At 70.2% G+C, this 22,998-nt stretch carries 24 protein-coding genes and 1 tRNA gene; 16 read left to right on the forward strand and 9 right to left on the reverse strand.

Features of this window, described 5'->3' with window-relative positions:
• Nucleotides 1-4: 4 nt before the first annotated feature.
• Together metG and lptC are read left to right on the forward strand one after the other, a co-directional pair.
• Nucleotides 5-1,552 carry a methionine--tRNA ligase gene (metG, locus tag EVJ50_RS05270; RefSeq protein WP_150882712.1) on the forward strand — a complete coding sequence of 516 codons (1,548 nt, stop codon included), beginning with the start codon at nucleotides 5-7 and terminating at the stop codon, nucleotides 1,550-1,552.
• Nucleotides 1,549-2,775, forward strand: a complete 1,227-nt coding sequence (lptC, locus tag EVJ50_RS05275; protein ID WP_150882714.1) for an LPS export ABC transporter periplasmic protein LptC — start codon at nucleotides 1,549-1,551, stop codon at nucleotides 2,773-2,775. Before metG ends, lptC begins: the two co-directional genes overlap by 4 nt.
• On the opposite strand, the gene EVJ50_RS05280 is transcribed toward lptC, so the two are convergent.
• The gene (locus tag EVJ50_RS05280; RefSeq protein ID WP_191964876.1) at nucleotides 2,705-3,370 is read right to left on the reverse strand and encodes a cofactor assembly of complex C subunit B; all 666 of its coding nucleotides are present in this window, start codon (nucleotides 3,368-3,370) and stop codon (nucleotides 2,705-2,707) included. The genes lptC and EVJ50_RS05280 overlap by 71 nt on opposite strands.
• An 81-nt stretch (nucleotides 3,371-3,451) precedes the next feature.
• Between EVJ50_RS05280 and EVJ50_RS05285 the strand changes: the two genes are divergently transcribed.
• The 6 genes from EVJ50_RS05285 (at nucleotide 3,452) to EVJ50_RS05315 (ending at nucleotide 8,021) form a co-directional block, all read left to right on the forward strand.
• Nucleotides 3,452-3,856 (forward strand): tellurite resistance TerB family protein, encoded by a 405-nt coding sequence (locus tag EVJ50_RS05285; protein ID WP_150882718.1) that lies wholly within the window; start codon nucleotides 3,452-3,454, stop codon nucleotides 3,854-3,856.
• Nucleotides 3,857-3,893: 37 nt separating this feature from the next.
• Nucleotides 3,894-4,589: a photosystem II repair protein Psb32 gene (gene psb32 / locus EVJ50_RS05290; RefSeq protein ID WP_150882720.1), complete on the forward strand. Its 696-nt coding sequence runs from the start codon at nucleotides 3,894-3,896 to the stop codon at nucleotides 4,587-4,589.
• Nucleotides 4,590-4,616: 27 nt separating this feature from the next.
• Nucleotides 4,617-5,765 (forward strand): proton extrusion protein PcxA, encoded by a 1,149-nt coding sequence (gene pxcA / locus EVJ50_RS05295; protein WP_150882722.1) that lies wholly within the window; start codon nucleotides 4,617-4,619, stop codon nucleotides 5,763-5,765.
• 3 nt (nucleotides 5,766-5,768) lie between these two features.
• A complete protein-coding gene (cobU, locus tag EVJ50_RS15340; protein WP_370455605.1) occupies nucleotides 5,769-6,821 on the forward strand; it encodes a bifunctional adenosylcobinamide kinase/adenosylcobinamide-phosphate guanylyltransferase in 1,053 nt (350 codons plus the stop codon).
• A 116-nt stretch (nucleotides 6,822-6,937) separates the two neighbouring features.
• Nucleotides 6,938-7,897 carry a M23 family metallopeptidase gene (locus EVJ50_RS05310; protein ID WP_150882725.1) on the forward strand — a complete coding sequence of 320 codons (960 nt, stop codon included), beginning with the start codon at nucleotides 6,938-6,940 and terminating at the stop codon, nucleotides 7,895-7,897.
• A 50-nt stretch (nucleotides 7,898-7,947) separates the two neighbouring features.
• Nucleotides 7,948-8,021, forward strand: a tRNA-Met gene (locus EVJ50_RS05315).
• Between the two features lie 13 nt (nucleotides 8,022-8,034).
• On the opposite strand, the gene EVJ50_RS05320 is transcribed toward EVJ50_RS05315, so the two are convergent.
• The gene (locus EVJ50_RS05320) at nucleotides 8,035-8,817 is read right to left on the reverse strand and encodes an ABC transporter ATP-binding protein (RefSeq protein WP_150882727.1); all 783 of its coding nucleotides are present in this window, start codon (nucleotides 8,815-8,817) and stop codon (nucleotides 8,035-8,037) included.
• A gap of 5 nt (nucleotides 8,818-8,822) precedes the next feature.
• On the reverse strand, nucleotides 8,823-9,086 hold the full coding sequence (locus EVJ50_RS05325; RefSeq protein WP_150882729.1) for a hypothetical protein: 264 nt from the start codon (nucleotides 9,084-9,086) through the stop codon (nucleotides 8,823-8,825).
• A gap of 137 nt (nucleotides 9,087-9,223) precedes the next feature.
• On the opposite strand from EVJ50_RS05325, the gene EVJ50_RS05330 reads away from it, so the two are divergent.
• On the forward strand, nucleotides 9,224-9,823 hold the full coding sequence (locus tag EVJ50_RS05330; protein ID WP_150882731.1) for a peroxiredoxin: 600 nt from the start codon (nucleotides 9,224-9,226) through the stop codon (nucleotides 9,821-9,823).
• 86 nt (nucleotides 9,824-9,909) lie between these two features.
• On the opposite strand, the gene EVJ50_RS05335 is transcribed toward EVJ50_RS05330, so the two are convergent.
• Nucleotides 9,910-12,795 (reverse strand): UPF0182 family protein, encoded by a 2,886-nt coding sequence (locus tag EVJ50_RS05335; RefSeq protein ID WP_225323100.1) that lies wholly within the window; start codon nucleotides 12,793-12,795, stop codon nucleotides 9,910-9,912.
• Between the two features lie 105 nt (nucleotides 12,796-12,900).
• Between EVJ50_RS05335 and EVJ50_RS05340 the strand changes: the two genes are divergently transcribed.
• Nucleotides 12,901-13,848 (forward strand): cupin, encoded by a 948-nt coding sequence (locus EVJ50_RS05340; RefSeq protein WP_150882733.1) that lies wholly within the window; start codon nucleotides 12,901-12,903, stop codon nucleotides 13,846-13,848.
• A 22-nt stretch (nucleotides 13,849-13,870) separates the two neighbouring features.
• Here the strand turns inward: EVJ50_RS05340 and ftsH are convergent, their stop codons facing one another.
• On the reverse strand, nucleotides 13,871-15,658 hold the full coding sequence (gene ftsH / locus EVJ50_RS05345) for an ATP-dependent zinc metalloprotease FtsH (protein ID WP_304622902.1): 1,788 nt from the start codon (nucleotides 15,656-15,658) through the stop codon (nucleotides 13,871-13,873).
• Nucleotides 15,659-15,928: 270 nt separating this feature from the next.
• On the opposite strand from ftsH, the gene rpmF reads away from it, so the two are divergent.
• Nucleotides 15,929-16,108, forward strand: a complete 180-nt coding sequence (gene rpmF / locus EVJ50_RS05350; protein ID WP_150882737.1) for a 50S ribosomal protein L32 — start codon at nucleotides 15,929-15,931, stop codon at nucleotides 16,106-16,108.
• Here rpmF and EVJ50_RS05355 read toward each other — a convergent pair.
• From EVJ50_RS05355 to EVJ50_RS05365, 3 genes are read right to left on the reverse strand one after another with little or no spacing between them, the layout of a single operon-like run.
• Nucleotides 16,069-17,133: a hypothetical protein gene (locus EVJ50_RS05355; RefSeq protein ID WP_150882739.1), complete on the reverse strand. Its 1,065-nt coding sequence runs from the start codon at nucleotides 17,131-17,133 to the stop codon at nucleotides 16,069-16,071. The genes rpmF and EVJ50_RS05355 overlap by 40 nt on opposite strands.
• A complete protein-coding gene (locus tag EVJ50_RS05360; protein ID WP_150882741.1) occupies nucleotides 17,133-17,468 on the reverse strand; it encodes a DUF565 domain-containing protein in 336 nt (111 codons plus the stop codon). Before EVJ50_RS05360 ends, EVJ50_RS05355 begins: the two co-directional genes overlap by 1 nt.
• On the reverse strand, nucleotides 17,465-18,262 hold the full coding sequence (locus tag EVJ50_RS05365) for an HAD-IA family hydrolase (RefSeq protein ID WP_191964877.1): 798 nt from the start codon (nucleotides 18,260-18,262) through the stop codon (nucleotides 17,465-17,467). Before EVJ50_RS05365 ends, EVJ50_RS05360 begins: the two co-directional genes overlap by 4 nt.
• Nucleotides 18,263-18,314: 52 nt before the next feature.
• Here EVJ50_RS05365 and recJ point away from each other — a divergent pair, with 52 nt between their 5' ends.
• The gene (recJ, locus tag EVJ50_RS05370; RefSeq protein WP_150882744.1) at nucleotides 18,315-20,237 is read left to right on the forward strand and encodes a single-stranded-DNA-specific exonuclease RecJ; all 1,923 of its coding nucleotides are present in this window, start codon (nucleotides 18,315-18,317) and stop codon (nucleotides 20,235-20,237) included.
• Nucleotides 20,238-21,623, forward strand: a complete 1,386-nt coding sequence (locus EVJ50_RS05375; RefSeq protein ID WP_150882746.1) for a chloride channel protein — start codon at nucleotides 20,238-20,240, stop codon at nucleotides 21,621-21,623. It abuts the gene before it with no gap.
• Nucleotides 21,624-21,639: 16 nt separating this feature from the next.
• Here the strand turns inward: EVJ50_RS05375 and psb30 are convergent, their stop codons facing one another.
• The gene (psb30, locus tag EVJ50_RS05380; RefSeq protein ID WP_150882748.1) at nucleotides 21,640-21,747 is read right to left on the reverse strand and encodes a photosystem II reaction center protein Ycf12/Psb30; all 108 of its coding nucleotides are present in this window, start codon (nucleotides 21,745-21,747) and stop codon (nucleotides 21,640-21,642) included.
• Here psb30 and EVJ50_RS05385 point away from each other — a divergent pair.
• The 3 genes from EVJ50_RS05385 to EVJ50_RS05395 are packed head-to-tail and all read left to right on the forward strand — an operon-like array spanning nucleotide 21,746 to nucleotide 22,946.
• Nucleotides 21,746-22,234 (forward strand): YkgJ family cysteine cluster protein, encoded by a 489-nt coding sequence (locus EVJ50_RS05385; RefSeq protein ID WP_370455606.1) that lies wholly within the window; start codon nucleotides 21,746-21,748, stop codon nucleotides 22,232-22,234. The two genes, psb30 and EVJ50_RS05385, sit on opposite strands and share 2 nt — an antisense overlap.
• An 11-nt stretch (nucleotides 22,235-22,245) precedes the next feature.
• A complete protein-coding gene (locus EVJ50_RS05390) occupies nucleotides 22,246-22,590 on the forward strand; it encodes a TMEM165/GDT1 family protein (RefSeq protein ID WP_150884883.1) in 345 nt (114 codons plus the stop codon).
• 47 nt (nucleotides 22,591-22,637) lie between these two features.
• Nucleotides 22,638-22,946, forward strand: coding sequence for a TMEM165/GDT1 family protein (locus EVJ50_RS05395; RefSeq protein ID WP_150882750.1), 309 nt, complete (start codon nucleotides 22,638-22,640; stop codon nucleotides 22,944-22,946).
• The last annotated feature ends 52 nt before the right edge of the window (nucleotides 22,947-22,998 follow it).

Here is a 22,998-nt window from a genome sequence, read left to right on the forward strand (position 1 = left end):
GCCGATGACCTACACCCTTACGACGCCCCTCTATTACGTCAACGACAGGCCCCATCTCGGCAGCGTTTACACCACCCTGATCTGCGACGCGCTGGCCCGCTACCGGCGGCTGAAGGGGGAGGAGGTGATCTTCATCAGCGGCTGCGACGAACACGGCCAGAAGATCCTGCGCACCGCCGAGGCGGCCGGGGAGAGCCCCCAGGCCTACACCGACCGGATCAGCGGCTGCTTCCGCTCGGTCTGGCAGCACTGGAACATCGGGCTGGACCGGTTCATCCGCACCACGGATCCGCGCCACCGGCAGGTGGTGCAGGAGTTCTTCCGCCGGGTCGAACGCTCGGGCGATGTGGTGGAAGGCCGCCAGCAGGGCTGGTACTGCGTCGCCTGCGAGGAGTTCAAGGATGTGGCGCACGCGGCCGAGGACCCGCAGTGCCCCATCCACCACCGCTCGCTCGAATGGCGCGATGAACAGAATCTCTTCTTTCGTCTGTCCCGCTACCAGAGCGCGATCGAGGAGCTGATCCGTCGTCCCGGCTTCATCGCTCCGGCGGCTCGCCGTCATGAGGTGGAGAACTTCGTCGCCCAGGGCCTGAGGGACTTCTCCATCTCGCGCATCCATCTGCCCTGGGGCATCCCCGTGCCCGGTCACGACGGGCACACCTTCTATGTCTGGTTCGATGCGCTGCTCGGCTACATCACGGCCCTGCTGGAGCCCGACGATCCGGCGGATCTGGATCTGGCCTGCTCCAGGGGGTGGCCGGCTTCGCTCCATGTGATCGGGAAGGACATCCTCCGCTTCCACGCCGTCTACTGGCCGGCGATGCTGCTGTCGGCGGGGCTGGAACCCCCCGCATCGGTGTTCGGCCATGGCTTCCTCACCCGGGAGGGCCGCAAGATGGGCAAGACGCTGGGCAATGTGCTGGACCCGGACCGGCTGCTCGAGGCCTGCGGCAGCGACGCGGTGCGCTGGGGCCTCCTCCGCGATGTGGCCCTGGGCGACGACGGCGACTTCCAGCAGCAGCGCTTCACCGACCTGATCAACAACGACCTGGCGAACACGATCGGCAATCTGCTCAACCGCAGCGTGTCCATGGCCCGCAAGTGGTTTGAGGCCTCCGTACCTCCGACTGGCGAGGCCCTCGCCGCATCCCATCCCCTCGCCCGGGCGGCCGCCCGCTGCCGGGAGCAGACCCTGGCGGCCTACGACCGGCCGGACTTCAAGGCAGCCGCGGAGGCCATCGTCGAGCTGGCGGTCGAGGCCAACGGCTTTCTCAATGAGAGAGCTCCGTGGAAGCGGATCAAGCAGGAGCAGGAGCGCGACCGGGTGGGGGAGGACCTCTACGCCGTTCTGGAGGCCACGCGTGTGGCGGGGCTGCTGATGAACCCGATCGTGCCTGAGCTGAGTGCCCGGATCCTGACCCAGCTGGGGGAAGCCGAAGCCGGCCACGGCACCTGGCTGGATCAGCTCGACTGGGGCAGGCTGCCGGCCGCTCGCCCCCTGCCGGAACCCGTGCCGGTGATGCAACGCCTCGAACTGGACAGCCCGCTGTGACACGTACCACCTGCAGCGGAGCCCCCTCGGGGCGGCGCCGGGCCCTGGCCCTGGCTGCCATCAGCGCCATGCTGATGGGCGGCTGCAGCATGGAACCGGAGGCCGCTCCGGAGCCGGAGCCCTTCGTCTTCCGGTCGCTGGATCTGCGCCAGAACGATGAGGAGGGCCGACCCGCCTGGGACCTGCGCAGCCCCGAAGCCCGCTACGAGATCGACGAGCGGCGGGCCGAGGCGCGGGACCCGGAGGGCACGCTCTACAACGACGGCCGACCCAGCTTCCGGATCTCCGCCCAGCGCGGCACGGTGATCAACGACGGCGAAACAGTGATCCTCAACGGGGACGTGCGCATCCGGATGCTCGGGGATGAGCCCCTGCTGATCCTGGCCCCGGAAGTGATCTGGGAACCGGGAGAGGAGCGCATGCGGATCGAGCGGGACCCGGTGGCCATCGACGGCCAATCGCGCCTGCGCGCGACACGGGCGCGCTTCCAGGTCGACGAGCAGATGCTCCAGCTCATCGGCGAGGCCCGCCTGGAGCACTGGCCCGATCGCGAGGAGTCGGCCCCCCCGATCGATGCGGACACCGGAGATGCGGTGATCGACATCCGCACCGGAGAGGTGCGGTGGAACCTCGAGAGCGGTGCCCTCACCGCCAAGGGGCCGGTGAACGGTGAGCGCAGGCGGGAGGAGGAGACGGAACCCCAGACGCTGGTGGCCAGCGCCCTGTCCGGCAACAGCCGCGAGGGCTACATTGATCTGATGGCACCCGTGCGGGTGGAGGACCCGGCGGAGGAGGCCTGGATGGATGGCGGTCAGGCGCGCTGGCGCTTCACCGAGCGTGAGCTGACCAGTCCGAACTCCTTCCGGTCACAGATCGGCGCCATCTCGATCCAGGGGCGGGGCTACCGGATCGAGGAGAGCAAGACCCTCGTGATCGTCGAGAGCGACTGCGATCTGAGCCAGCCGGGCGAGCGCCTCCGGGCCGAGCGCTGCCGCTGGGACTGGGAAAAGAACCGGCTTCTCGCCGAGGGAGCCGTGGAGCTCCGGCGCGATGCCAACGACCAGGTGACCCGCGCCCAGCGGCTCGAAGGGCGCATGGGTGATGACGGCCGGGCCACCTTCAGCACGCCGGGGGGCCGGGTGCTCTCGGAGCTCACGGTGACGGAGGGAGAGGAGCCCGGGGGGAGAGATCAGCCGCGTTCAGCGCCTCCAGTGGACTTCTGAGCTTGCAGGCCCAGCCGTGGAGCCAGACCTCATCGCTGCGGCTGAAGCAGCGGGGGGACCAGCCACCGAGCACGAGCCAGCCCCGTTGACCGATCGGCTCCACCATCACCGCCGGCACTCCCGGCAGCAGGGCATCGAACTCGCCGCGCCCGGGATACAGGGCCAGATTCACCAGCGACACCCGGCGGCCGCTGTCACGGCAGCGCTCGCAGATGGGCCCGGGCTCGAAGCCGGTCTCGGCCAGCAGTCCGCGCCGCAGCAGAGGCCGTCCATCCCACCAGAGCAGGACCACGGCAGCAGGGGTCCCGGTCAGAAGCATCTGGCTGCCCCAGCCCAGCTCCTGGCGCAGCGCTGCCGGCAGGGATTCGGCCAGGTCGATCCCCTCGCGCCCCTGAAGAGCGGCACGCTCCGCAGCGAGCGGCACGGCGCGGGTCCAGAGCACGGCCACCAGCATCAACCCCACCGCCATCAGGGCCGCCAGGGTGCCGGCGCGGGTGAGGGGTGGACTGGCGGCACTGGCCTGCCACTGATTGGCCACCACCAGCAGCAGGCCGAGCACCCCCGTGCCGAGACAGATGCGGGCGGGAGAGGGCACGCCGGAGGGCTGGCAAACGCCGCCCATGCTGCGCGATCGCGGGGCCGTTGCTGCAATACGACCAGGAGACCCGATCCCCCCATGAATCAAGCCGAGGCGTTCGCGGCGCTGTCCCTGGCCGCCGTGGCCTGCGACGGTGCCCTCGGACGCGAGGAAGCCCATGCTCTGCGCACCGCCCTCGAACACCGCACCCCCTACAAGGACCAGAGCGAGACGGCGATGGTGGCCCTCTTCGACGGGCTGCTCGGCAAGCTGCGCCAGAGCGACTGCGACAGCCTGGCCCGTGAGGCCGTGGCGGTGCTGGAGCCCCATCAGCAGGAAACGGCCCTGGCGGTGGCCGCCGAGCTGGTGCACAGCGACCGGGAGGTCACCAGCGAGGAGGCCGCGTTCCTGGAGCGGCTGTGTGCCCTGGTGGACCTGCCGGAGGAGAAGGGGCGCACCATCTGTGAGGTGGTGGCCACCCTGCACCGCGACAGCCTGGCCTGAGAGGGGCAGACTGACGGGCATCCCTGCGGATCGGGCGATGGCGCGAACCTTCTGGCACCCCCTGCTGACGATCGGGGCCTGCCTGCTCATGCTGTTGGCCGCCCCGGGCGCCGGCCGGGCGCTCTCCGCTGCCGATCTGCCCGCCTCGCTCCCCCAGGAGCGGGTGCTCGACAGCTCGGGCGTGCTCAGCCGCGCGGTCACCTCGGAGCTGGAACGCACCCTTGGCGAGCTGTCGGACGGCGCCCGGGTGGATGCCCGGCTGGTGACCGTGCCGCGACTGGATTACGGGCTCAGCCCGAAGGGACTTGCCAACGACCTGATCGACCGCTGGCAGCCCGATGAGCCCGGACCGGGCGGTCTGGGTCAGCCCGGCCTGCTGCTGCTGCTGATCGACAGCCAGAACAAGTCGGCGGCCGTGGCCGTCAGTGACGATCTGGCCGGGCAGCTGCCGGCATCGCTCCTGCGCAGCACGGCCCGCGACACCATGGCGCCGGCGCTGCGGGATGGCGCTCGCTACCGGCAGGCTTCGGTGGAGGCGATCGAGCGACTGGGTGCGGTGCTGGGTGGTGGTGAGGACCCCGGCCCGCCGGAGGTGGTCGAGCAGACGCTGGTCAAGACCAACGTCCCGACCCGCGAGGAGACGCAGGAGAGCAATGCCTTCACCTGGGTCGTGGTGCTGCTGGTGGTGGGAACCATCGTTCCGATGGCCACCTGGTGGGTGTTCTCCCGCTGACCAGCGAAGCCGCACCCGCCACCAGCCATGGGACTGACGGACTGGATGGGAGCTTTCGGCAAGGCCGACTCCCTGGAGATCAGCAGCGACCTGGAGAAGGGCTACGAGGCGGCCCTTCTGATCCAGAGCATCGAGCTGGAGTACTACAACGACCGTCCGGTGCGACCGGATCTGGAGCTGAGCGTGCCCCGCTCGGTGCAGAACCAGGTGCTGCGCAAATTCCGCACCGCCCTGAAGATCGCCCGCGACTGCCTGGATTTCCTGGAATCCCGCCGCAGCCAGCTGGATGGCCAGGAGCTGCGACAGCTGCAGCTGATCGAAGCGGTGACCTCCCGCTACAACGGACGCCGGCGCAATGCGCCGCAGACGATGACGCGGGCACCGGATCCCCTTCCCCGCTCCCTGCTGGGCGTGGTGGATCGGCTGCGGCGCCAGCTCGATCCCGATGCGGAGGCCAGCATGGTGGCTGGGTTCCGGCGCCGGCGGGATTCCACGCTGGTGTCGCTGCGGGTCCTGCTGCTGCTGATCCTCGTGCCCCTGATCACCCAGCAGGTCACCCGCAACTACGTGATCGCGCCGGCGGTCGACCGCTTCGCGCCCGAGGTGCCCTTCCTCAGCTACACCAAGCCGCAGCTCGAGGAGGAGGCGGTGGAGAAGCTGCGGGTCTTCAAGGCCGAAATCGAATTTGACGCCCTGCTACGGGGTGAGGGGATTCCCAGTGCGGAGGTGCTGCAGGCTCAGCTGGCCGAGAAGGCGGCGGAACTCAAGGACGAGGCCGACGGGCAGAGCACCCAGGCCGTCAAGAACGTGCTCGCCGACGGAGCGGCCCTGCTGGCGTTCATCGCCGTCTGTCTGGTCTCACGCGAGGACATCCGCATCCTGCGGGGCTTTCTGGATGAGACGGTCTATGGCCTGAGCGACAGCGCCAAGGCCTTCGCGATCATCCTGTTCACCGACATCTTCGTCGGCTTTCACAGCCCCGAGGGCTGGACGGTTCTGCTCGACGGGATCGCCCACCATCTGGGGCTGCCGGCACGGGAGAACTTCATCCTCCTGTTCATCGCCACCTTCCCGGTGATCCTGGCCACCATCTTCAAGTACTGGATCTTCCGCTACCTCAACCGCGTCTCCCCCTCCTCGGTGGCCACCCTGCGCAACATGAACGGAGGCGGTTAAGGCGTGCTCAGCCTGGTCAGCGGCCCGAGCCGCAGCGGCAAGAGCCGCTGGGCCGAGGAGCTGGCCGTCCGCAGCGGCCGGCCGGTGCTCTACCTGGCCACATCGGACCCGCGTCCCGGAGATGCCGGCTGGCAGGCCCGTCTGGAGGAGCATCGCCGCCGGCGCCCCGAAGCCTGGCCATGCGTGGAGGCCGGCGCTGATCTGGTGGGAGCCCTGGAGCTCTGCCACAGCGGCCCGGCACTGCTCATCGATTCCCTGGGAACCTGGCTGGCCCATCACCTGGAGGATGGGGACAGCGAGTGGAATGCGCGCGCCGGGGCACTGCTGGAGGCGCTGCGGCGGCGACCCCAGCCCGTGATCCTCGTCTGCGAGGAGGTGGGGTGGGGCGTCGTGCCACCCACGGCCATCGGCGGACGGTTCCGGGATCGCCTTGGCCGGCTCCAGGATCAGCTGGAGCAGATCGCGGACGAGTCCTGGCTGGTGGTGAGGGGGCGCGCGCTGCCCCTCAGCCGGATCGGTGAGCGGGTGCCGTGGCCCGCCGGGGCCGGCACGCCGGCAGACAGGGCCGAGGGAGCTCGGCCACGGGTGGTGCTGCTGGAACCCCAGATCCCCCCCAACACCGGAAACGTGGCCCGCAGCTGCGCCGGCTTCCGGGTGCCGCTGCACCTGGTGCAGCCGTTGGGGTTCAGCCTCGAGGACCGCCATCTGCGCCGCGCCGGCCTCGACTACTGGCCCTGGGTGGACCTCACCGTGCACGAACACTGGGAGGCCTTCGAAGCCATCCGCGCCAGGCTGGGCGGCCGGTTAGTGGCCTTCAGCCGCCATGGCGATGTGCCCCTGACCCGGCTGCGCTTTCAGGCCGGGGACTGGCTGCTCTTCGGGCGGGAGGATCGCGGACTGCCCGAGGCCGTGCGTCAGCAGGCGGATGTCTGCACGACGATCCCCATGCCGGGTGGATGCGACGCGGGGGGCGGGGTGCGCAGCTTCAACCTGGCCTCGGCCTGTGCGATCGGGCTGTTCGAGGCTCTCCGGCAGACGGATGGGCGACTGGACTAGCCCCCGGTGCCAGCTCGGGGGCGAGTGTCCACCACGCCTTGTATCACGTTGAACCAATCGCTATGGTCTGCGCGATTCGAACGGTTGTTCGGATCTCTTCACATTCTCCCGCCCGCATGCAGCCTCCTCACCTGCTCCTGGCCAGCATCAGCGCCACACCGCTGCTGATGCTGGCGCTGTGGTCGGGCACTCCCGGACAGGCCGACCCCGAGCAGGCAGCCGACGCGGCGCCCACCCTGCTGGCGGCCCTGCCGAACCCCGACAACCGCATCTGGGTCCGGGTGGTGGACCCCATCACCGTCTCGGGCCTGGCCTCGGCCCTCGACACCTCGCCCAGTCAGCTCTCGGAGCTGAACGATGTCAGCCTCAGCCATCGCTTCCAGTCGGGTGACTGGGTGGCACTGGAGGCCTCGGGCGCGGACCGTGTGGCCGAGGTGGGCGCCCTCGACGAGGCCCAGCTTCGACGGACCGCCCCGGAACCCGCCGCCCCAAGGCAGGACGAGCGTCTGACGGCGGCGGCCACGGTGCTCAATCCCGGTGCCGCCGCGGGTGCCCTTCTGGGCCGGGTCCAGACCCCTGAGGCCCGAGCCCTCGGTCGTGCCCGCACGACCCTGGCGATCCGGCCCACCACCAGCGGCGGCATCAGCTGGCCCGAGATTCCCGACTTCCAGACCAAGCCCAGCCAGCCGGTGCTCCAGGCCAGCTGGATCTGGCCCACCAAGGGTGTGTTCACCTCCGGCTACGGCTGGCGCTGGGGCCGCATGCACAAAGGCATCGACATCGCCAACAACGTCGGCACCCCGATCGTGGCCGCCCAGCAGGGAGTGGTGGATTACGCCGGCTGGGCCTCGGGCTACGGCTATCTGGTGGAGCTGCGGCACCCGGATGGCACCCTCACCCGGTACGCCCACAACAGCAAGATGCTGGTGCGCAAGGGCCAGATCGTGGCCCAGGGCCAGCGCATCTCACTGATGGGCAGCACCGGACGCAGCACCGGCCCCCACCTGCACTTTGAGGTGATCCCCCCCGGTCGCGGCGCCATCAATCCGCTCAAGCTGCTTCCGTCGCGGGCCTGAGCGGCCTGCAGGTGGGGGCGACCCTCATTCCGCTACGATCCACTCACCGCGGCTCGGTAGCTCAGCTGGTTAGAGCGTGGGATTCATAACCCCAAGGTCGGGAGTTCAAGTCTCCCCCGAGCCATTGTGGTCGGTCGTCATGCCGGCAACACCTGCCAGTAGCCATTGGCGGAACACACCTGAAGCGGCGTTCCGAACAGAGTGCTGAGGCCACGGCTGCTCAGCATGGACGCCGTTGGTCCATCCCCGATGAGCGCACCCTCCTTCAGGAAGATGCAGCGTTCGATCTCCGGGATCAGGGCATCCACCCGGTGGGTGACCATCACCAGCGTGGTGCCTCTGGCGGCCAGCCGCCGCAACAGGCCGAGAAACTGATGCTGCGCCCGCAGATCGAGCGCAGTGCAGGGCTCATCGAGAACCAGCACCTCCGGCTGGTGCACCAGGGCACGGGCCAGCAGCAGCCGGCGGCGCTGTCCGTCGGACAGCTGGCCGTAGGGGCGCTCCGCCAGATCGCTCAGGCCGAGGTCGTCCATGAGCCGGCCCACCCGCTGCCGCTGCTCCGGCGTGACCTGCTGGGACGGACCGATGCCCATGGACCCGAAGAAGCCGGAGAGCACCACATCAGCGCCGCGGATCCGGCCCCGGGTCGTCGCCTGCAGATCCATCGAGACGAGCCCGATGCGTGAGCGCAGCTGCCAGAGGTTGACCCGCTCGCTCCCAAACAGACGCAGGTGCGAACCGGCGCGCACGACCGGATGGATCTCTCGGGTCAGCAGCTTGAGCAGAGCGCTCTTGCCCGCCCCGTTGGGGCCGAGGATGGCGGTGTGCTGGCCGGCATGCAGCTGCAGCGACAGATCACGGAAGACGCGATGGCTTCCCAGGTAGGCCTCCACCGCCTTCAGGTCGAGGTACGGCTCCATGGCCGTCAGCGCATGTCGATCGCGTTGAGTCGGTCGCGGAAGCTCTGGGATTCGCTCTGGGGAGAGGGCTCCGGTGCGGCGGCGGCGCGACGGGAACCACGCGAGCGCCGCGAGCGCCCCGTGCCGCCGGCCGGTCCCTGGGGGCCGCGGCCCGAACGGGCGTCCCGCCTGGGCAGGGGGTTGTCCTTCAGCTCGGAGCGCAGCTGATTGAGAAGCCGGAAGTGGCCGACACTGGTGAACTTCTTGAGCAGCGCGGGGTCCCAGGCCATGAGCGATCCCAATGCACCAACCTAGGGACCGACCCCTCCCGTCAAGAGAAGAGTGATAGATTGTGACGCTGTTAGCGGGAGTCGGAACGACTTCGCTTAAGAGCACCCGCTGACCGTTCCTCCCTCCGTCTTGTCACATGACCAGCAACGGCTGCCTGCGCGTTGGCCAACAGGCCCCGGACTTCACGGCCACCGCCGTGGTGGATCAGGAGTTCAAGGAGATCACCCTCTCCCAGTACCGCGGCAAGTATGTGGTCCTGTTCTTCTATCCGCTCGACTTCACCTTCGTCTGCCCGACGGAGATCACCGCCTTCAGCGACCAGTACGCCGCCTTCTCCTCCAAGAACACCGAGGTGCTGGGTGTGTCCGTCGACAGTGAGTTCAGCCACCTGGCCTGGATTCAGACCCCTCGCAACGAGGGCGGCATCGGCGACATCGCCTATCCCCTCGTCTCCGACCTCAAGAAGGAGATCGCTTCGGCCTACAACGTCCTCGACGACGCCGGCGTGGCCCTGCGCGGCCTGTTCATCATCGACCCCGAGGGTGTGGTGATGCACGCCACCATCAACAACCTGCCCGTGGGCCGCAACGTGGAGGAGACCCTCCGCGTGCTGCAGGCCTTCCAGTACGTGCAGGCCAACCCCGATGAGGTCTGCCCGGCCAACTGGACCCCCGGCGAAAAGACCATGAAGCCCGATCCGGAGGGCAGCAAGGAGTTCTTCGCCGCCATCGGCTGAACCCCGCAGCCGCCGGCGACCGGCACGGGCTCAGGCCCTCCGGTCGCCGGTCGTCCACAGCGGCAACACGCCGCAGAGCCGGGCGGTCATGGGACGGTCGTCCCACCGCCGGGTTCCGGGCTGTCCGCAACACCGCCGGTCGCTCCGGGGGGCTGATCGAGAGGAACCGTTGCCGGCACGGACTGCGCGGGATCGAGCAGCGCGTCGATTCCCTCCTCCAGACTGTTCTTCATGGCGATGCGACGTCCATCGCTCACCACGACCCTGGTGAGGGTGGGCAGGCCGCCGTTGCGGGCCCGCAGATACACCGGTTCCACATAAAGCAGTGCTTCGCCAACGGGCACCACAAGCAGGTTGCCCTGGATCACCTCCGATCCCGCCCGGTCCCAGAGCCCGAACTGCTGACTGATCAGCGGGTTCTGGTTGATCAGGGCCTGAATCTGCTCCGGACCGTAGATGGGGGTCTGACTGGGGAAGCGCAGCAGCACCAGCTCGCCGTAGTTCGGCGCGTCGCTGCGGGCCACCAGCCAACCCGCCAGGTTGGGACGCGCCAGAGGCGTGAGCGGTTGCAGCAGCAGGAACTCGGGCGGGAGTGAGCTGTCCAGCTGGGCGCTGATGTGGTAAGGCTCCACCGGCACCTGGCGGCGACCGTAGAGCTCCTGCGGCACCTGCCACACGTCGTCGCCGCTGTAGAACACACGCGGATCGGTGACGTGATAGCGAAGCAGCTGCTCGGTCTGACGCTCGAACTGGAAGCGGGGGTACATCACATGGGCCTGAATGGCGGCCGGCATGCTCTGCAGAGGCGCGAACAGCTCCGGGAACATCCGCTGCCAGGTGCGGATCACGGGATCGTCCGGTTCATTCACGTACAGCCGCACGCTGCCGTTGTACGCATCCACCACCGCCTTGACGGCATTGCGCAGGTAGCGGATGTCCGGATCGCTGGGAACCGGCGCGCTGTAGGGGTAGCTGCGACTGGTGGTGAATCCGTCCACCACCCAGTACTGATGCTGCTCTGCTGAGAAGAACGGATCACCCGGAACCGACACCGAAATCAGATAGGGCTCGGCATCGAAACGGATGAAGGGGGCCATCGCCCGCAGGCGGGCCCGCACCTCCCGCCGCAGCAGCAGTCGGGTGTCCTCCCGCAGAGAGCCGCGGGTGAGCAGCTTGGGTTCCCCCAGATACAGGGCGGCGGCGAGCCGCTGCCACCAGCGCCCGATCGGCACCCCAGCCCGGCCGTCGTAATGGGTGTAGACGTTGTCGTCACCCTGGGGGTAGTGGAACTCCTCCACACCGCTCGGCGCCAGGGCGTAGGGGGAGGGGAGCGCGCCGAAGTAGAGCGCCGGCCGGCCGATCGGGATGGTCTCCGCCACCCGCTCCGCACTGATGCCCAGCTGGGGCGAGCCGCTGACGCGGGTGGAGGCGCCGAGATCCTGGATGAAGAATTCGGGCAGCCCATCCGGCCCGCGCGTGTTCACCGGCGAGAGGGTGAAGCCGTAGCCGTGGGTGAACACCAGGTGCCGGTTCAACCACGTGCGGGAGCGCTCGGGCAGTGCGGCCTGGTCGAGCTCCCTCGGAACCATGATCACCTGCTGCCGGCCGGCACGACCGGGCGGCTTCAGCTGATAGCGGTCCACCACCGGATCGGAGAAGCGGTAGTAGACCCGCAGCTGCTGAAGCTGACGGTTGGTGGCCAGCAGGGGCTGGCTGTCCCAGAGGCGGATGTTGCGGATCGTCGCCTCGCTGCTCTCCACATCCCGGCGCGTCAGCCGCTCCCTTGGGGTCACGAAGCGGGTGCGGATGGCATCGAGCTGAAAGGCCCGTCGCGTGGCCTCGATCGATCGGGCCAGGTAGGGGGTTTCCAGCACCAGTTCCCGCGGCCTCAGGTAGAGGGCCTGGAGCAGGGGGAAGAGGAGCGACTCGATCACGCTGAACAGGGGAACCAGCAGCGCCAGAACCACCACGGCCGGCCCCCGCCGTCCCTCCTGCCGCAGCGGCCAGAGCAGCAGCAGCGCGGCGGCGCCTGCCACCAGAGAGGCGGCGGTGCGCAGCGGCAGGGAGAGATGGAGGTCCAGCCAGCCGGCTCCCGGCACACTGCCGCTCGTGCTCAGAAGCAGCTGGTGGCGGGCCAGCCAGAAGGACAGGGCCACCAGAGCCGCGAACAGGGCCAGCGGCGGCCGCAGCGCATCGAGGCTGCGGCGGCTGAACCCCTGGCTGCGGCCGTCGCTGAGCTGAGGGGGCGTGGCCATCGCGCCCCAGAGTGCGCTTCCCAGCAGGGTCACCACAAGAGCCAGCCCGACCGTGAGCAACAGCGCCAGGGCCGGGAACCGCAGCAGCGTGAAGCTCAGATCCGCTCCGAACACCGGATCGGTGCGGCCGGCGCTCTCGGCGGCCAGTGCCGGCACCCAGACCCCCCAGCTGCGAGCCAGGGCCGTGGCGGCAAACACGCCGCTCAGCGCCACCAGCAGCCGGCCCCCCAGGCGCGGCCAGCGCAACAGCGGCAGCACGCTCACCCCGGCCAGCAGCAGCAGCGGCAGGAGGGGCTGATCGGCGAGCAGCACGAGCCCATGCAGACGGCGGGCATCGAAGGGGCTCTCCAGCAGCCGCCAGGCCATGCGGGCCAGCAGCTGGGTGGGCAGCAGCATGGCGACCAGGGCCAGTCCGAGCCCGGCCAGGTAGCCCCTGCCGCGCAGACGCTGCAGACGATGGCTGGAGCTGGAGGCATCCCTCAGCCGCCAGAACCGGGACAGCCAGACCTCGGCGGCCACCGCCACGACCAGCCCCAGGGCGAGGGCGGCGAGCTGGAACAGCCAGCGACGCCGGAGCACGGCGGTGAGCTGGAACTGGGCGAACCAGCCCCATTCGATCCAGACCCGGCTGCCCAGCACCGCAGCACCGGCGAGCACCGCCAGGGCAATCAGCAGCGTCAGCACGAGGTGGCGGCGCCGCAGGGCCTTCTCCCTCACCCCCCTGACGCGGCAACTGCACCGGACCGTAGACAGCGGCCGGGGAGCTGGCCAACAGGACGCACGGACTCCCTAGGGTTCGGCCCACTCGATGCGTGCCCGGCCATGGCCCTCTCCCCGGCCTCCGCCCCTGCCGACGTCAGCGCTGCGGCACAGCTCTTCGATTACCGCCAGGCCGCCAACCCCATCCGTCCGGGCCTCTGCGAGCCGGTGCCCCTGCGCCGGTGGAGCGCATCGCTCCACGCGAGCGGGCCGAGCCGGATCATCGATCTGGACCTCAGCGAGGAACTTGGAGCCCAGATCCCCTGCACCAGTCCGGCCCTGGCGGCCAGCTTCATCCGCCTGCTCGGCGGCGACCGTCTGGAGGTCGCCGCGGAGGCCACCTCATCCCTGTTCTATGTGCTGCAGGGCTCGGGGCGCTGCCGGCGCCCGGCGCGCGGCGGCTCCGCCCCGGTGGAGATCGAGTGGGGGCAGGGGGATCTGTTCGTGCTCCCTGCCGGAGCCACTCCCGTCCTTGAAGGTGAGCAGGAGGCCGTTCTCTACTGGGTGCACGACGCACCATTGCTCCACTACCTGGGCGCCACCGCCACCACACCCCGCTTCGAGCCCTGCCACTACCCGGCCGAATGGCTCCTGCGGGAGCTGCGGGCGATCGCGGCACGGCCGGGCAGCGGGAGCGAGAACCGCGTCAGCGTCCTGCTGGCCAACCGGGACCTGCCCCGGACCCGCACGGTCAGCCACACCCTCTGGGCCATGTTCGGCGTCGTGGCCGGAGGAACGGTGCAGCCGCCCCACAGGCATCAGTCCGTGGCGCTCGATCTGATCGTCGCCGCACCGGAGGGCTGCCACACCCTGGTGGGCCGTGACCTGGACGAGAACGGCCGCATCCTCCATCCCCAGCGGGTGGACTGGGAGCCCGGAGGCGTGTTCATCACACCGCCGGGCCTCTGGCACAGCCATGTGAACGACGCGGGCGAGCCGGCCTACCTGCTGCCGATCCAGGACGCCGGACTGCACGCCTTCCTGCGCAGCCTGGACATCCGCTTCCGCTGAGCGGACCAGCGCGGGCGCGCCCTCAGCTCCGCAGCGCCACAGGATCGGCCGTTCGGTCCGGGGCCCCTGCCGCATCGGGATCGGGTGACCCCTGCCGGTCGAACGCGGCCACCATGGCGCGCACGGTCTCGCCCTCGAGGGTCTCCTGTTCGATCAGGGCGTCGACGAGCTGATCCATCAGCGCCTGGCGCGGTTCCAGCAGCGCCACGGCCTCCTGCAGGGCCTGACGGGCCAGCCCCTGGATGTGCAGGTCGATCTGGCGACCGGTTCGCTCGGCGTAGTGGGGCCGGGTGTGAACGAGATCGCGTCCGAGGAACACCTCACCACCATCGCTCTCGAGTGCCTGAGGGCCGAGGCTGGAGAAGCCATAGCGGGTCACCATCTCGCGGCAGATCCGGCTCACCAGCTGGAGGTCGCTGCTGGCCCCCTGGGTCACCTCGCTGGGGCCGAAGACCACCAGCTCAGCGGCCCGTCCTCCCATCGCCACCACCAGGCGGGCCCTCAGATAGGCACGGCTGATCAGACCGGAATCGAGCACGTCCTCGTCCGGCGTGGTGCGGGCGAAGCCTCCCACCCCGCCGCTGCGGGGCAGCAGGGTCACCTTGTCCAGCTGATCCGCATCGGGCAGCAGCGTGGTGATCAGGGCGTGGCCCACCTCGTGGTAGGCGATCAGGCGCTTCTTGGCGCTGTCCTGGAGCGGGGCAGCCGTCAGACCCATCGTGATCCGCTCCAGCGCGTCATGCAGGCAGTCGTTGCCGATCTGGCGCTGCTGGCGCCGGGCCGTGAGGATCGCCGCCTCATTGAGCAGGTTCGAGAGGTCGGCACCGGAGAAGCCCGGGGTGCGCGAGGCCCACTGGGCCAGGGACACCTCATCGGCGAGCGGGCGGGTGCGGGCATGAACGGCGAGGATCGCCTCACGGCCTCTGCGGTCGGGCAGATCCACCACGATCTGCCGGTCGAAGCGGCCGGGACGCATCAGGGCGGTGTCGAGCACATCCGGGCGGTTGGTGGCCGCCAGCAGGATCACGCCGGAGTTCTCCTCGAACCCATCCATCTCGGTGAGCAGCTGGTTGAGGGTCTGCTCGCGCTCGTCGTTGCCGCCGCCAATGCCCGCGCCCCTCTGCCGGCCCACTGCATCGATCTCATCGATGAAAATGATGCAGGGCGCCTTCTCCTTCGCCTTGCGGAAGAGATCGCGCACCCGGCTGGCCCCCACGCCCACGAACAGTTCGACGAACTCGGAGGCGGCCATGGAGAAGAACGGCACACCGGCCTCGCCCGCGATGGCGCGTGCCAGCAGGGTCTTGCCCGTGCCGGGCGGGCCCACCAGCAGCACTCCCTTGGGGATGCGGGCGCCGACGCGGGTGAAGCGATCGGGCTCCTTGAGGAAACTGACCACCTCCTGCAGCTCCTCCTTGGCCTCGTTGATGCCGGCCACGTCGTCGAAGCGGATCGACACGTCGCCCTCGGGCTGGAGACGCGGCTGACTGCGGGCGAAGCCCATCGCCTTGTTGGCCACCTGGGCGGAGCGGCGCAGCAGCAGGCTCAGGCCCACGATCAGGAGCAGGACCAGCGCTCCGTTGGTGAACAGCCCGGCCATCGCCTCCTGCTGGCGGGTGTCGCGCACGGTGAGAGGCACACCGGCGCTTTCGGCGGTGCGCAGAATCTGCTGGTCGTCGGCGAAGACCGGCACCGTCACCCGCTCGCCGGAGCTGAGGGTGGCGATCACCTCCCGGCGGGACGGAACCAGGACCAGCTCCTTGACGCCGCCGTCACTGATCTGGGCCAGGAGCTGCGAGTAGGACGGCACCGGTGGCTCGGTCCGGCGCCTGAGGCCGAAGCCGCGGTCGTTCTCGGCCGGTGCCGGGGATTCGGGGGAGGATTCGGGGGTGGCTTCCGCGCTGGCGGTTCTGGAGCCGGAAGCGTCCGTCGACGCGGCCGTCAGAAACAGCAGGCGCGCGGCGGTGAACGACGAGCTGGCACCTGCAATCACACCCGAACCGGCACGGAGTCGGAATCGTAGCCAGTTGACGAAGGTCAGGAACGAAGCGGACAATCGGGGTTTGGCAGCACGAGCGGCATGGCCGTCCCGAAGAAGAAGACATCCAAAGGCAAGCGCAACCAGCGGCATGCCCACTGGAAGGCCAAGGCCTCGGTGGCCGCTCAGCGGGCCCTGTCGATCGGCAAGTCCGTTCTCAGTGGACGGGCCCAGGGCTTCGTCTATCCGATGGACGACGAGTCCGCCGAGGAGGAGAGCTGAGCAGCGGCCGGCTCGCCGGCAGCCAAACCACCATCGGGAAGGTCCGCCAGCAGCCCGCTCCAGAGGCAACGGCGGCGCCCGCTCAGGATCGCTACCGCATCGGCCGATGACGCCCCGTCATCCAGCAGCGGGCGGTGATACAGGGCATCGGGCAGTCCATTGAGGATCATGCGCACGAACCGCTCACGGTCCTCACCGCTGAGGCAGCGGCCCGTGGCGCGGCGCATGCCGGCTTCCTGCTGGGCCTTCCAGCGCCGGGTCAGGGCGGGCCGAAGTGGTCGCAGCAGCCACAGCGACTCGAACTCCTGCCAGAGCGGCAGGTAATCGGTGAGTTTCCGGTCGGTTCGCAGCAACCAGGCCGACTCGGGCGCATCGAGCCCGTGCTCCGAGCTCAGGGACCCAACCCGCAGCAGTTCCTGCAGCTCCGTGTCGCCCCGCGGGCGGCAGCCCAGGAACCACCCCTCCAGCAGCAGCACATCCGCCTCCCGCTGCCACCAGCCGGTCCGATCACCCCGCGCCTCGCGCAGCGACTTGTCGAATCGGGGCAGGCGGAGCGGCGCACCGGAGCGCCAGCGCGCAAGCTGCTGCAGCAGCAGATCCACGTCGTGGCTGCCGGGCAGGGCTCGCGGCGCCTGCCACGGGTTGCCCGCCATGCTCCGCTCCAGCTCCTCGCCCGGAAAGTAGAGATCGTCGATCGAGGCCACCGCCAGACGGAGACCCACCGCATCCGCCAGCTCGATCAGATGCGTGGTCAGGGTGGTCTTGCCCGAGCCCGGCAGACCGCTCAGGCCGACCACCGGCCGGGTCCCCGCTGCAGCCGAGCGGCGCAACGCCTCCAGCAGCGGCAGCACCACCCCCCAGGTCAGGGACGTGCCGCGGCCGTGATGCCTCGTGAGCAGACCGGCCAGTGCCGGCTCCCGCTGCCAGTGGGCGATCCATCCGGAGGGGTCCTGAACACCGACGGACGCCAGCAGGCGGTGGTACGGCGCCGCCGGGAACGGCCCGGGACCGGGGCAGGCAGCCATCACGATCCCACCTTGAAGGCTTCGATCACCACCGCGTAGACCACGCCGATGCGGGCGTTGTCGACCATCAGCCAGGGGAGCGGCGACGGCGTGAGGCGCAGATGGCTGCGGATCCGCACCAGCACCTCAAGCACCAGCACCAGGACCAGCACCACCAGGGGGCGCTGACCGATCTTCTGCAGGTAGTAAACGGTGAGATTGCTGCCGGCGTAGAAGCCTCCCAGAAGGCTCAGGATCGAGAAGCTGCGTCGTCGCCAGGTGCCCCCGAGCCAGCCGGCGAGCACGTCGCGGCCGCGCTGCTGGAGCCGTTCGTAGCGGGTGAGCTGAAGTGTCATGCCCCGTCAGGGTCGCGGGGATCCGGGGCTGCGGCCAGCAGGCTCTGCAGATCGCGGAGCCTCAGGCGGCCGTTCAGCAGCGGCAGGGAGCCGTGCTCCGGCGTCAGGGCTGTTCCGCCGGAATCGAACTCGGGCAGCACGGCCGCGGCCCCCGCCTCCGCCAGATCGCGGCAGGGCACGGGACGGGACAGGGCGCTGCGCACGAGGACGCAGGGGAGTGAGGCCGCCACGGCGGACCGGAGGCCGGCGAGGGAGTCCTCGATGGCGACACACAGCGCGGCCGGGAGCTGCAGAGCCTGCAGGGCCTGCCGGTACGCCTCCGGGTCGGGCTTCTTGCGGCGCACCTGCTCGCCGCAGACCCGCACCGTGAACCACGGCGCCAGATCCGGCGCCAGCCGCGCCAGCAGGGCATCCACGGAAGCCCCGGCACTGGTGGTGACAATGGCCTGCGTTACCCCGGCTGCGTGCGCCTCCTCGATGAGGGCCCGCACACCGGGGCGAAGGCTCAGCTCACCCCCATCCACGATCCGCGCGTAGTGGCGCTGCTTGGCGGCGATCAACGCGTCCAGATCGAGGTCGCCCCGGTGGTCCACCTCCCGGGCATGGCGCTGAAGGCGCTCGCGGCCGCCGCTGGTCTCCAGCAGCTGCAGGTAGCGGGGCTCATCCCACTGCCAAGGCAGCCCCTGCTCGGCGAAGGCCCGGTTGTAGGCGACCCGGTGCCCCTGCAGCTCCGTTTCGGCAAGGGTGCCGTCCACATCCCAGAGCAGGGCAGCCGGCTGCGGCGGCGGGGCCATCGGCACCGAAGAGGAGGGTCCCATTCTCCCGGCCGCACGGGATCACCGCACAATGAGGCCATCCGCAGCGTCCGCCCTGCCCGCCCGGCCCCCCCGATGCTGGCTGCTGCCCAGCGCCCTGGCTCCGCTGGAGCAGGCGTGGGATCTGCCCCTACCCGACGCGCTGATCACGCTGCTGCGCCGGCGGGGCTTCGAGAGCGCCGAGGCGGTGAGGTCCCTGCTCGAGCCTCCGGAGCCGGAGCCGCCGGAACTGCACTACCCCGACCTGCCCGGCGCTGTCGAGCGGTTGTGGTCCGCCTGCAGGCGGGGGGAACAGGTGGGCATCTGCGGTGACTACGACGCCGACGGCATGACCAGCACGGCCCTGCTGGTGGGCACCCTGGCCAGCCTCGGCGCCAGCCCGCTGGCCGCGATTCCATCGCGTTCCGAGGAGGGGTACGGCCTCAATGCCGCCATGGTCGACCGGCTCGCGGATGCCGGCGTGAGCCTGATCGTGACCGTGGACAACGGCGTCAGCGCCGAGGCCGGCCTTGAGCGCTGCCGCGAGCGTGGGCTCGATGTGGTGCTGACCGACCACCACACGCTGCCGCAGCCGCCACCGCAGGTGCTGGCCCTGCTCCATCCCGCCACGACCCCGGCCGGGTCCCCCTACCGGGGCCTGGCCGGGGTGGGACTGGCCTATGTGCTGGCGGAGAGCCTCTGCCGCCATGCGCGGCGTCCGGAGGCGATCGGGCCCGCCCGCGATCTCTGCTGCATCGGGACCCTGGCCGACATGGCACCGGTGACCGGCGTCAACCGCCACTGGCTCCGCCAGGGCCTGCCGCAGCTGCGCGGAACCCGCCTGAAGGGTCTCCGGGCCCTGATGCAGGTGGCCGGAGTGGAGGATCAAGCGGTCGGGGCCGAGGAGGTGGGATTCCGGATCGCACCGCGGCTCAACGCGGTGGGACGACTGGGCGATCCCCTGCGGGTGGTGACCCTGCTCACCAGCAGCGATGACGAGGAAGCGCTGGCCTGCGCCCGGGACTGCGATCAGCTGAACCGCCAGCGTCGCGAGCTCTGTGACGCGATCGAGGCCGAGGCCCTGGCCCTGGTGGATGCCGATGGCGAGGCCCTGCCGCCGCTCCTGTTCATCGCCCAGCCCCACTGGCACCACGGGGTGATCGGGATCGTGGCCGCACGTCTGGTGGACCGCTACGGCCGGCCGGTGGCGCTCCTCTCCTCCGAGGGGGGCGGCCGCCTGCGGGCCTCGATGCGCGCCCCGGCAGGCTTCGCGGTGGATGAGGCGCTGAGGCAGGCGGCCGACCTGCTGGAGCGGTACGGCGGTCACCCGGCGGCCGGCGGCTTCACCGTCAGCGCCGATCGGGTGGCAGCCCTGCGGGAGCGCCTCCTGGAGACCGGCGCGCGCTGGCTGGAGGGGGCGGGCGCCGCGGTACCGGTGCGACCGGAGGTGCGGTTGAGCCTCCGGGAGCTGACCATGGAGTTCTGGCAGGGGTGCCGGCGTCTGGAACCCCACGGCATCGGCCACGAGCGACCTCTGTTCTGGACGCCCCGCTGCCGGGTGGTGGAGCAGCGGCGCGTGCGGGGCGGCCATCTGCAGCTCACCCTGGAGCAGGACGGATGCCGGCAGCGCGGCATCGCCTGGCGCTGGGATGGCGATTCCGTGCTGCCGGAGTGGGTGGATGTGGCCTTTCACCTCAGCCTCAATCGGTTCCGCGACAGGGAGCAGCTCCAGCTGGAACTGGTGGATGTGCGCGCGAGCAGCGCCGAGGCCCGGGTGGTGCTCGAGCGCCGCAACCGCCGCTACTGGTGCCGCTTCGACGGGCGGCATCTGCACATCCGCAACACCCGCGGCGAGGAGCTGGAGCGGACGCTCAGCGCCGGCGGCGGCCCGTCGAGCGACCCGGACCATCCGGACCATCCCTATGTGGCCGGGTTGCTGCAGGATGCCTGCATGGCCCTCGGTCTGGTGAGCTGAATGGGATCGTCCCTGCCGAGGCGCCTGGGGCACCTGAGCGACGGGCTGGCGCGGATTCTGCGCCACACCCTGCTGCTGCTGCTGCTGGGCGGGCTGGTGGGACTGGCCTGCTGGCCGCTGAACGTGATCGACCGGCTCCAGGATGAGCTGCTGGGCCTGCTCCCCGCCTATTCGGGCGACACCTGGAGCAGCGCCGGTGTGCTGCTGGCCCTCAGCCCGCTGCTGGCCATGCCTGTTCTGCTCCGGCTTCAGGCCGGTGCCTGGCGGGACGGGGCCGGCTCCGGCATTCCCCAGAGCATCCGCAGCCTCTCCGACCGGCAGGAGGAGAACGCGGACATGGGTGCCGCGCCCACGCTGCAGCGGGCCGTGCTCTGGACCGTGGCCAGCCTGGCCCTGATGCCGCTCGGACGGGAGGGACCGGTGGTCCAGGTGGGTGCGGCGGTGGCCCATGGCCTGCGGCATCGCCTCGGCTCCTGGCTGCCGAGGCTGTCGCCCTCCCAGCTGCTGGCGATCGGCGGCGGCGCGGGGCTGGCCGGAGGCTTCAACACCCCTCTGATGGGGCTGGTGTTCATGGCCGAGGAACTCACCTCCAGCTTCAGCATGACCCTGGTCTGGCCGTCGCTGCTGGTGTGCGGCATGGCGGCCCTGATGAGCGATCTGGGCGGCCAGCCGATGTTCGCGCTCGGTCGGCTGAACACCCTCAGCCCGGAGACGGAGCAGGTGCTCTGGGCCGTGCCTGTGGGCCTCGTGGTGGGGCTGGTGGGGGGGGCCTTCAGCTGGGTGCTGCTTCGCCTCACCACGGCCCTGCGAAAGCGTGTGAGCCGTCGGCCGCTCCGCTACGGGCTCGTTCTCGGCCTCGGGCTGGCCGGGCTGGCCCTGCTGAGCCGCGGCGTGAGCGCCGGGGACGGGGAACGGTTGATGAGCGCCTTCCTCGATGGCGACACCCCGTTCATCGCCGGTGGCCCGGATCCCTCGAGCGCGGGACTTGCCGGGGTCCTGAGCACGCTCGCTGTGACGCTCTGCCGCTGGATCGGCCCCCTGATCCCCCTGGCGTCAGGCGTGCCCGGCGGCCTGATCGATCCATCCCTCACCCTGGGCGGCGTGCTCGGCCATGGCGGGCTGGCCGCTCTCGGTGGGGATCCCCACCTGGGACTGGCCCTCGGCATGGCGGCCGGCCTGGCGGGGGCCACCCAGCTGCCGGCGATGACGGTGATCTTCTGCATGCGGCTGGCAGCCGACCAGCAGCTGGTGCCGGGGCTGGTGGTCTCAGCCGTGGTGGCGGCCTACACCGCCCGGCTGCTCCAGGACGAGCCGATCTATCACGCCCTGGCCGAATGCCACGGGCTCAACCCGCCGCGCAGGGACGGGACCGGCGGCGGAGAGTGACGCCGGCAGAACCGGTTCAGAGGGCGCCGCGGCGGTAGAAGAGGATGAAGATCACAGCCGGCCCGGCCAGGGTGATCAGGGCAAGGGCAACGAAGTTGGCGATCAGCTGGAAATCAAGGCCCATGGAGCGCCGGACAGACAACAACGTGCCCATGATCTCAGCACACCCGCAGGCCTCGGGGACACAACCGGCCGGAGCCGTCGCAGTCTGTGATCCAGGCGGAGACGGCTCGCGCCTGCCGGTTGACGCCTCCCTGCGGGGCTGGCGCTGCAGCCCGACTTGCGGCGCCTGCTGCCGGCTGGACCCCGGTGAACGCCAGGAGGCCCTGGCCGCACTGGATGAGGACGCCCGGGCCAGCTACCTGGAGATGGTGGGACCCGACGGCTGGTGCCGCCATTTCGACACCGGCTCCCGTCGCTGCCGCATCTACGACGAGCGGCCGTTCTTCTGCCGCGTCGAGAATCTCGCCGACCTCTTCGCCGTTCCGGCCGAAAAGGCTGCGGACTTCGCCTGCAGCTGCTGTCGCCAGCAGATCCGGCAGGGCTACGGCGGCCGCAGCCTGGAGATGCGACAGTTCAACACCTCGATCCGTCGGCTCCGCCAGCGATGACCACCCCGTCCATGGAGTCCTCGGCCGAGAAGGCCGCGGCCGATCGCGGCCGATCCGGCTCCTTCGGCGCCGTGGTGCTGTCCAGCTTCACCACCGTGTTCCTGGCGGAGCTCGGGGACAAGACCCAGCTCGCCACCCTGCTGCTCTCGGCGGAGTCGGGCCGGCCGGTCTGGGTCTTTGCCGGCGCGGCCCTCGCCCTCACCAGCTCCAGCCTGGTGGGCGTTCTGATCGGGCGATGGCTGTCCACTGTGCTTCCTCCGGAGCGGCTGGAGCGGATGGCGGGTGTGCTGATGGTCGGTCTCGGCCTCTGGCTGGGGGTGCAGGCGATCGGCAACCTGCTGGAGCTGCCGTCCTGATCGATCCGGCCCCGCTGAACCTGTCCCGCCCCCGCCCGACCGCACCGATGCAGCTCCCTCTGATCGCCTCCACCTTCATCACGGTGTTTCTGGCCGAGCTGGGCGACAAGACCCAGCTCGCCACCGTGGCCCTGAGCAGCACGACCCATGCCCCCGTGGCCGTGTTCATCGGCAGCTCGACGGCCCTGGTCCTGGCCAGCCTGCTGGGGGCTGCCGCCGGAGGCTCCCTGGCGGCGATGCTGCCCGGCCACTGGCTGCAGCTGGCCGCGGCCATCGGTTTCCTGATCATCGGCGGCAACCTGCTCCTCCGGCCTGCCGAGGGAGAGGCATCGCCACTCCCTACAGTCGAGGACTGACCTCACCTGCCGGTCAGCGACGGTGGATCGCTCCATCCCCACCACCGCGCCG

It is taken from the genome of Synechococcus sp. RSCCF101 (genome assembly GCF_008807075.1).
Lineage (GTDB): Bacteria > Cyanobacteriota > Cyanobacteriia > PCC-6307 > Cyanobiaceae > RSCCF101.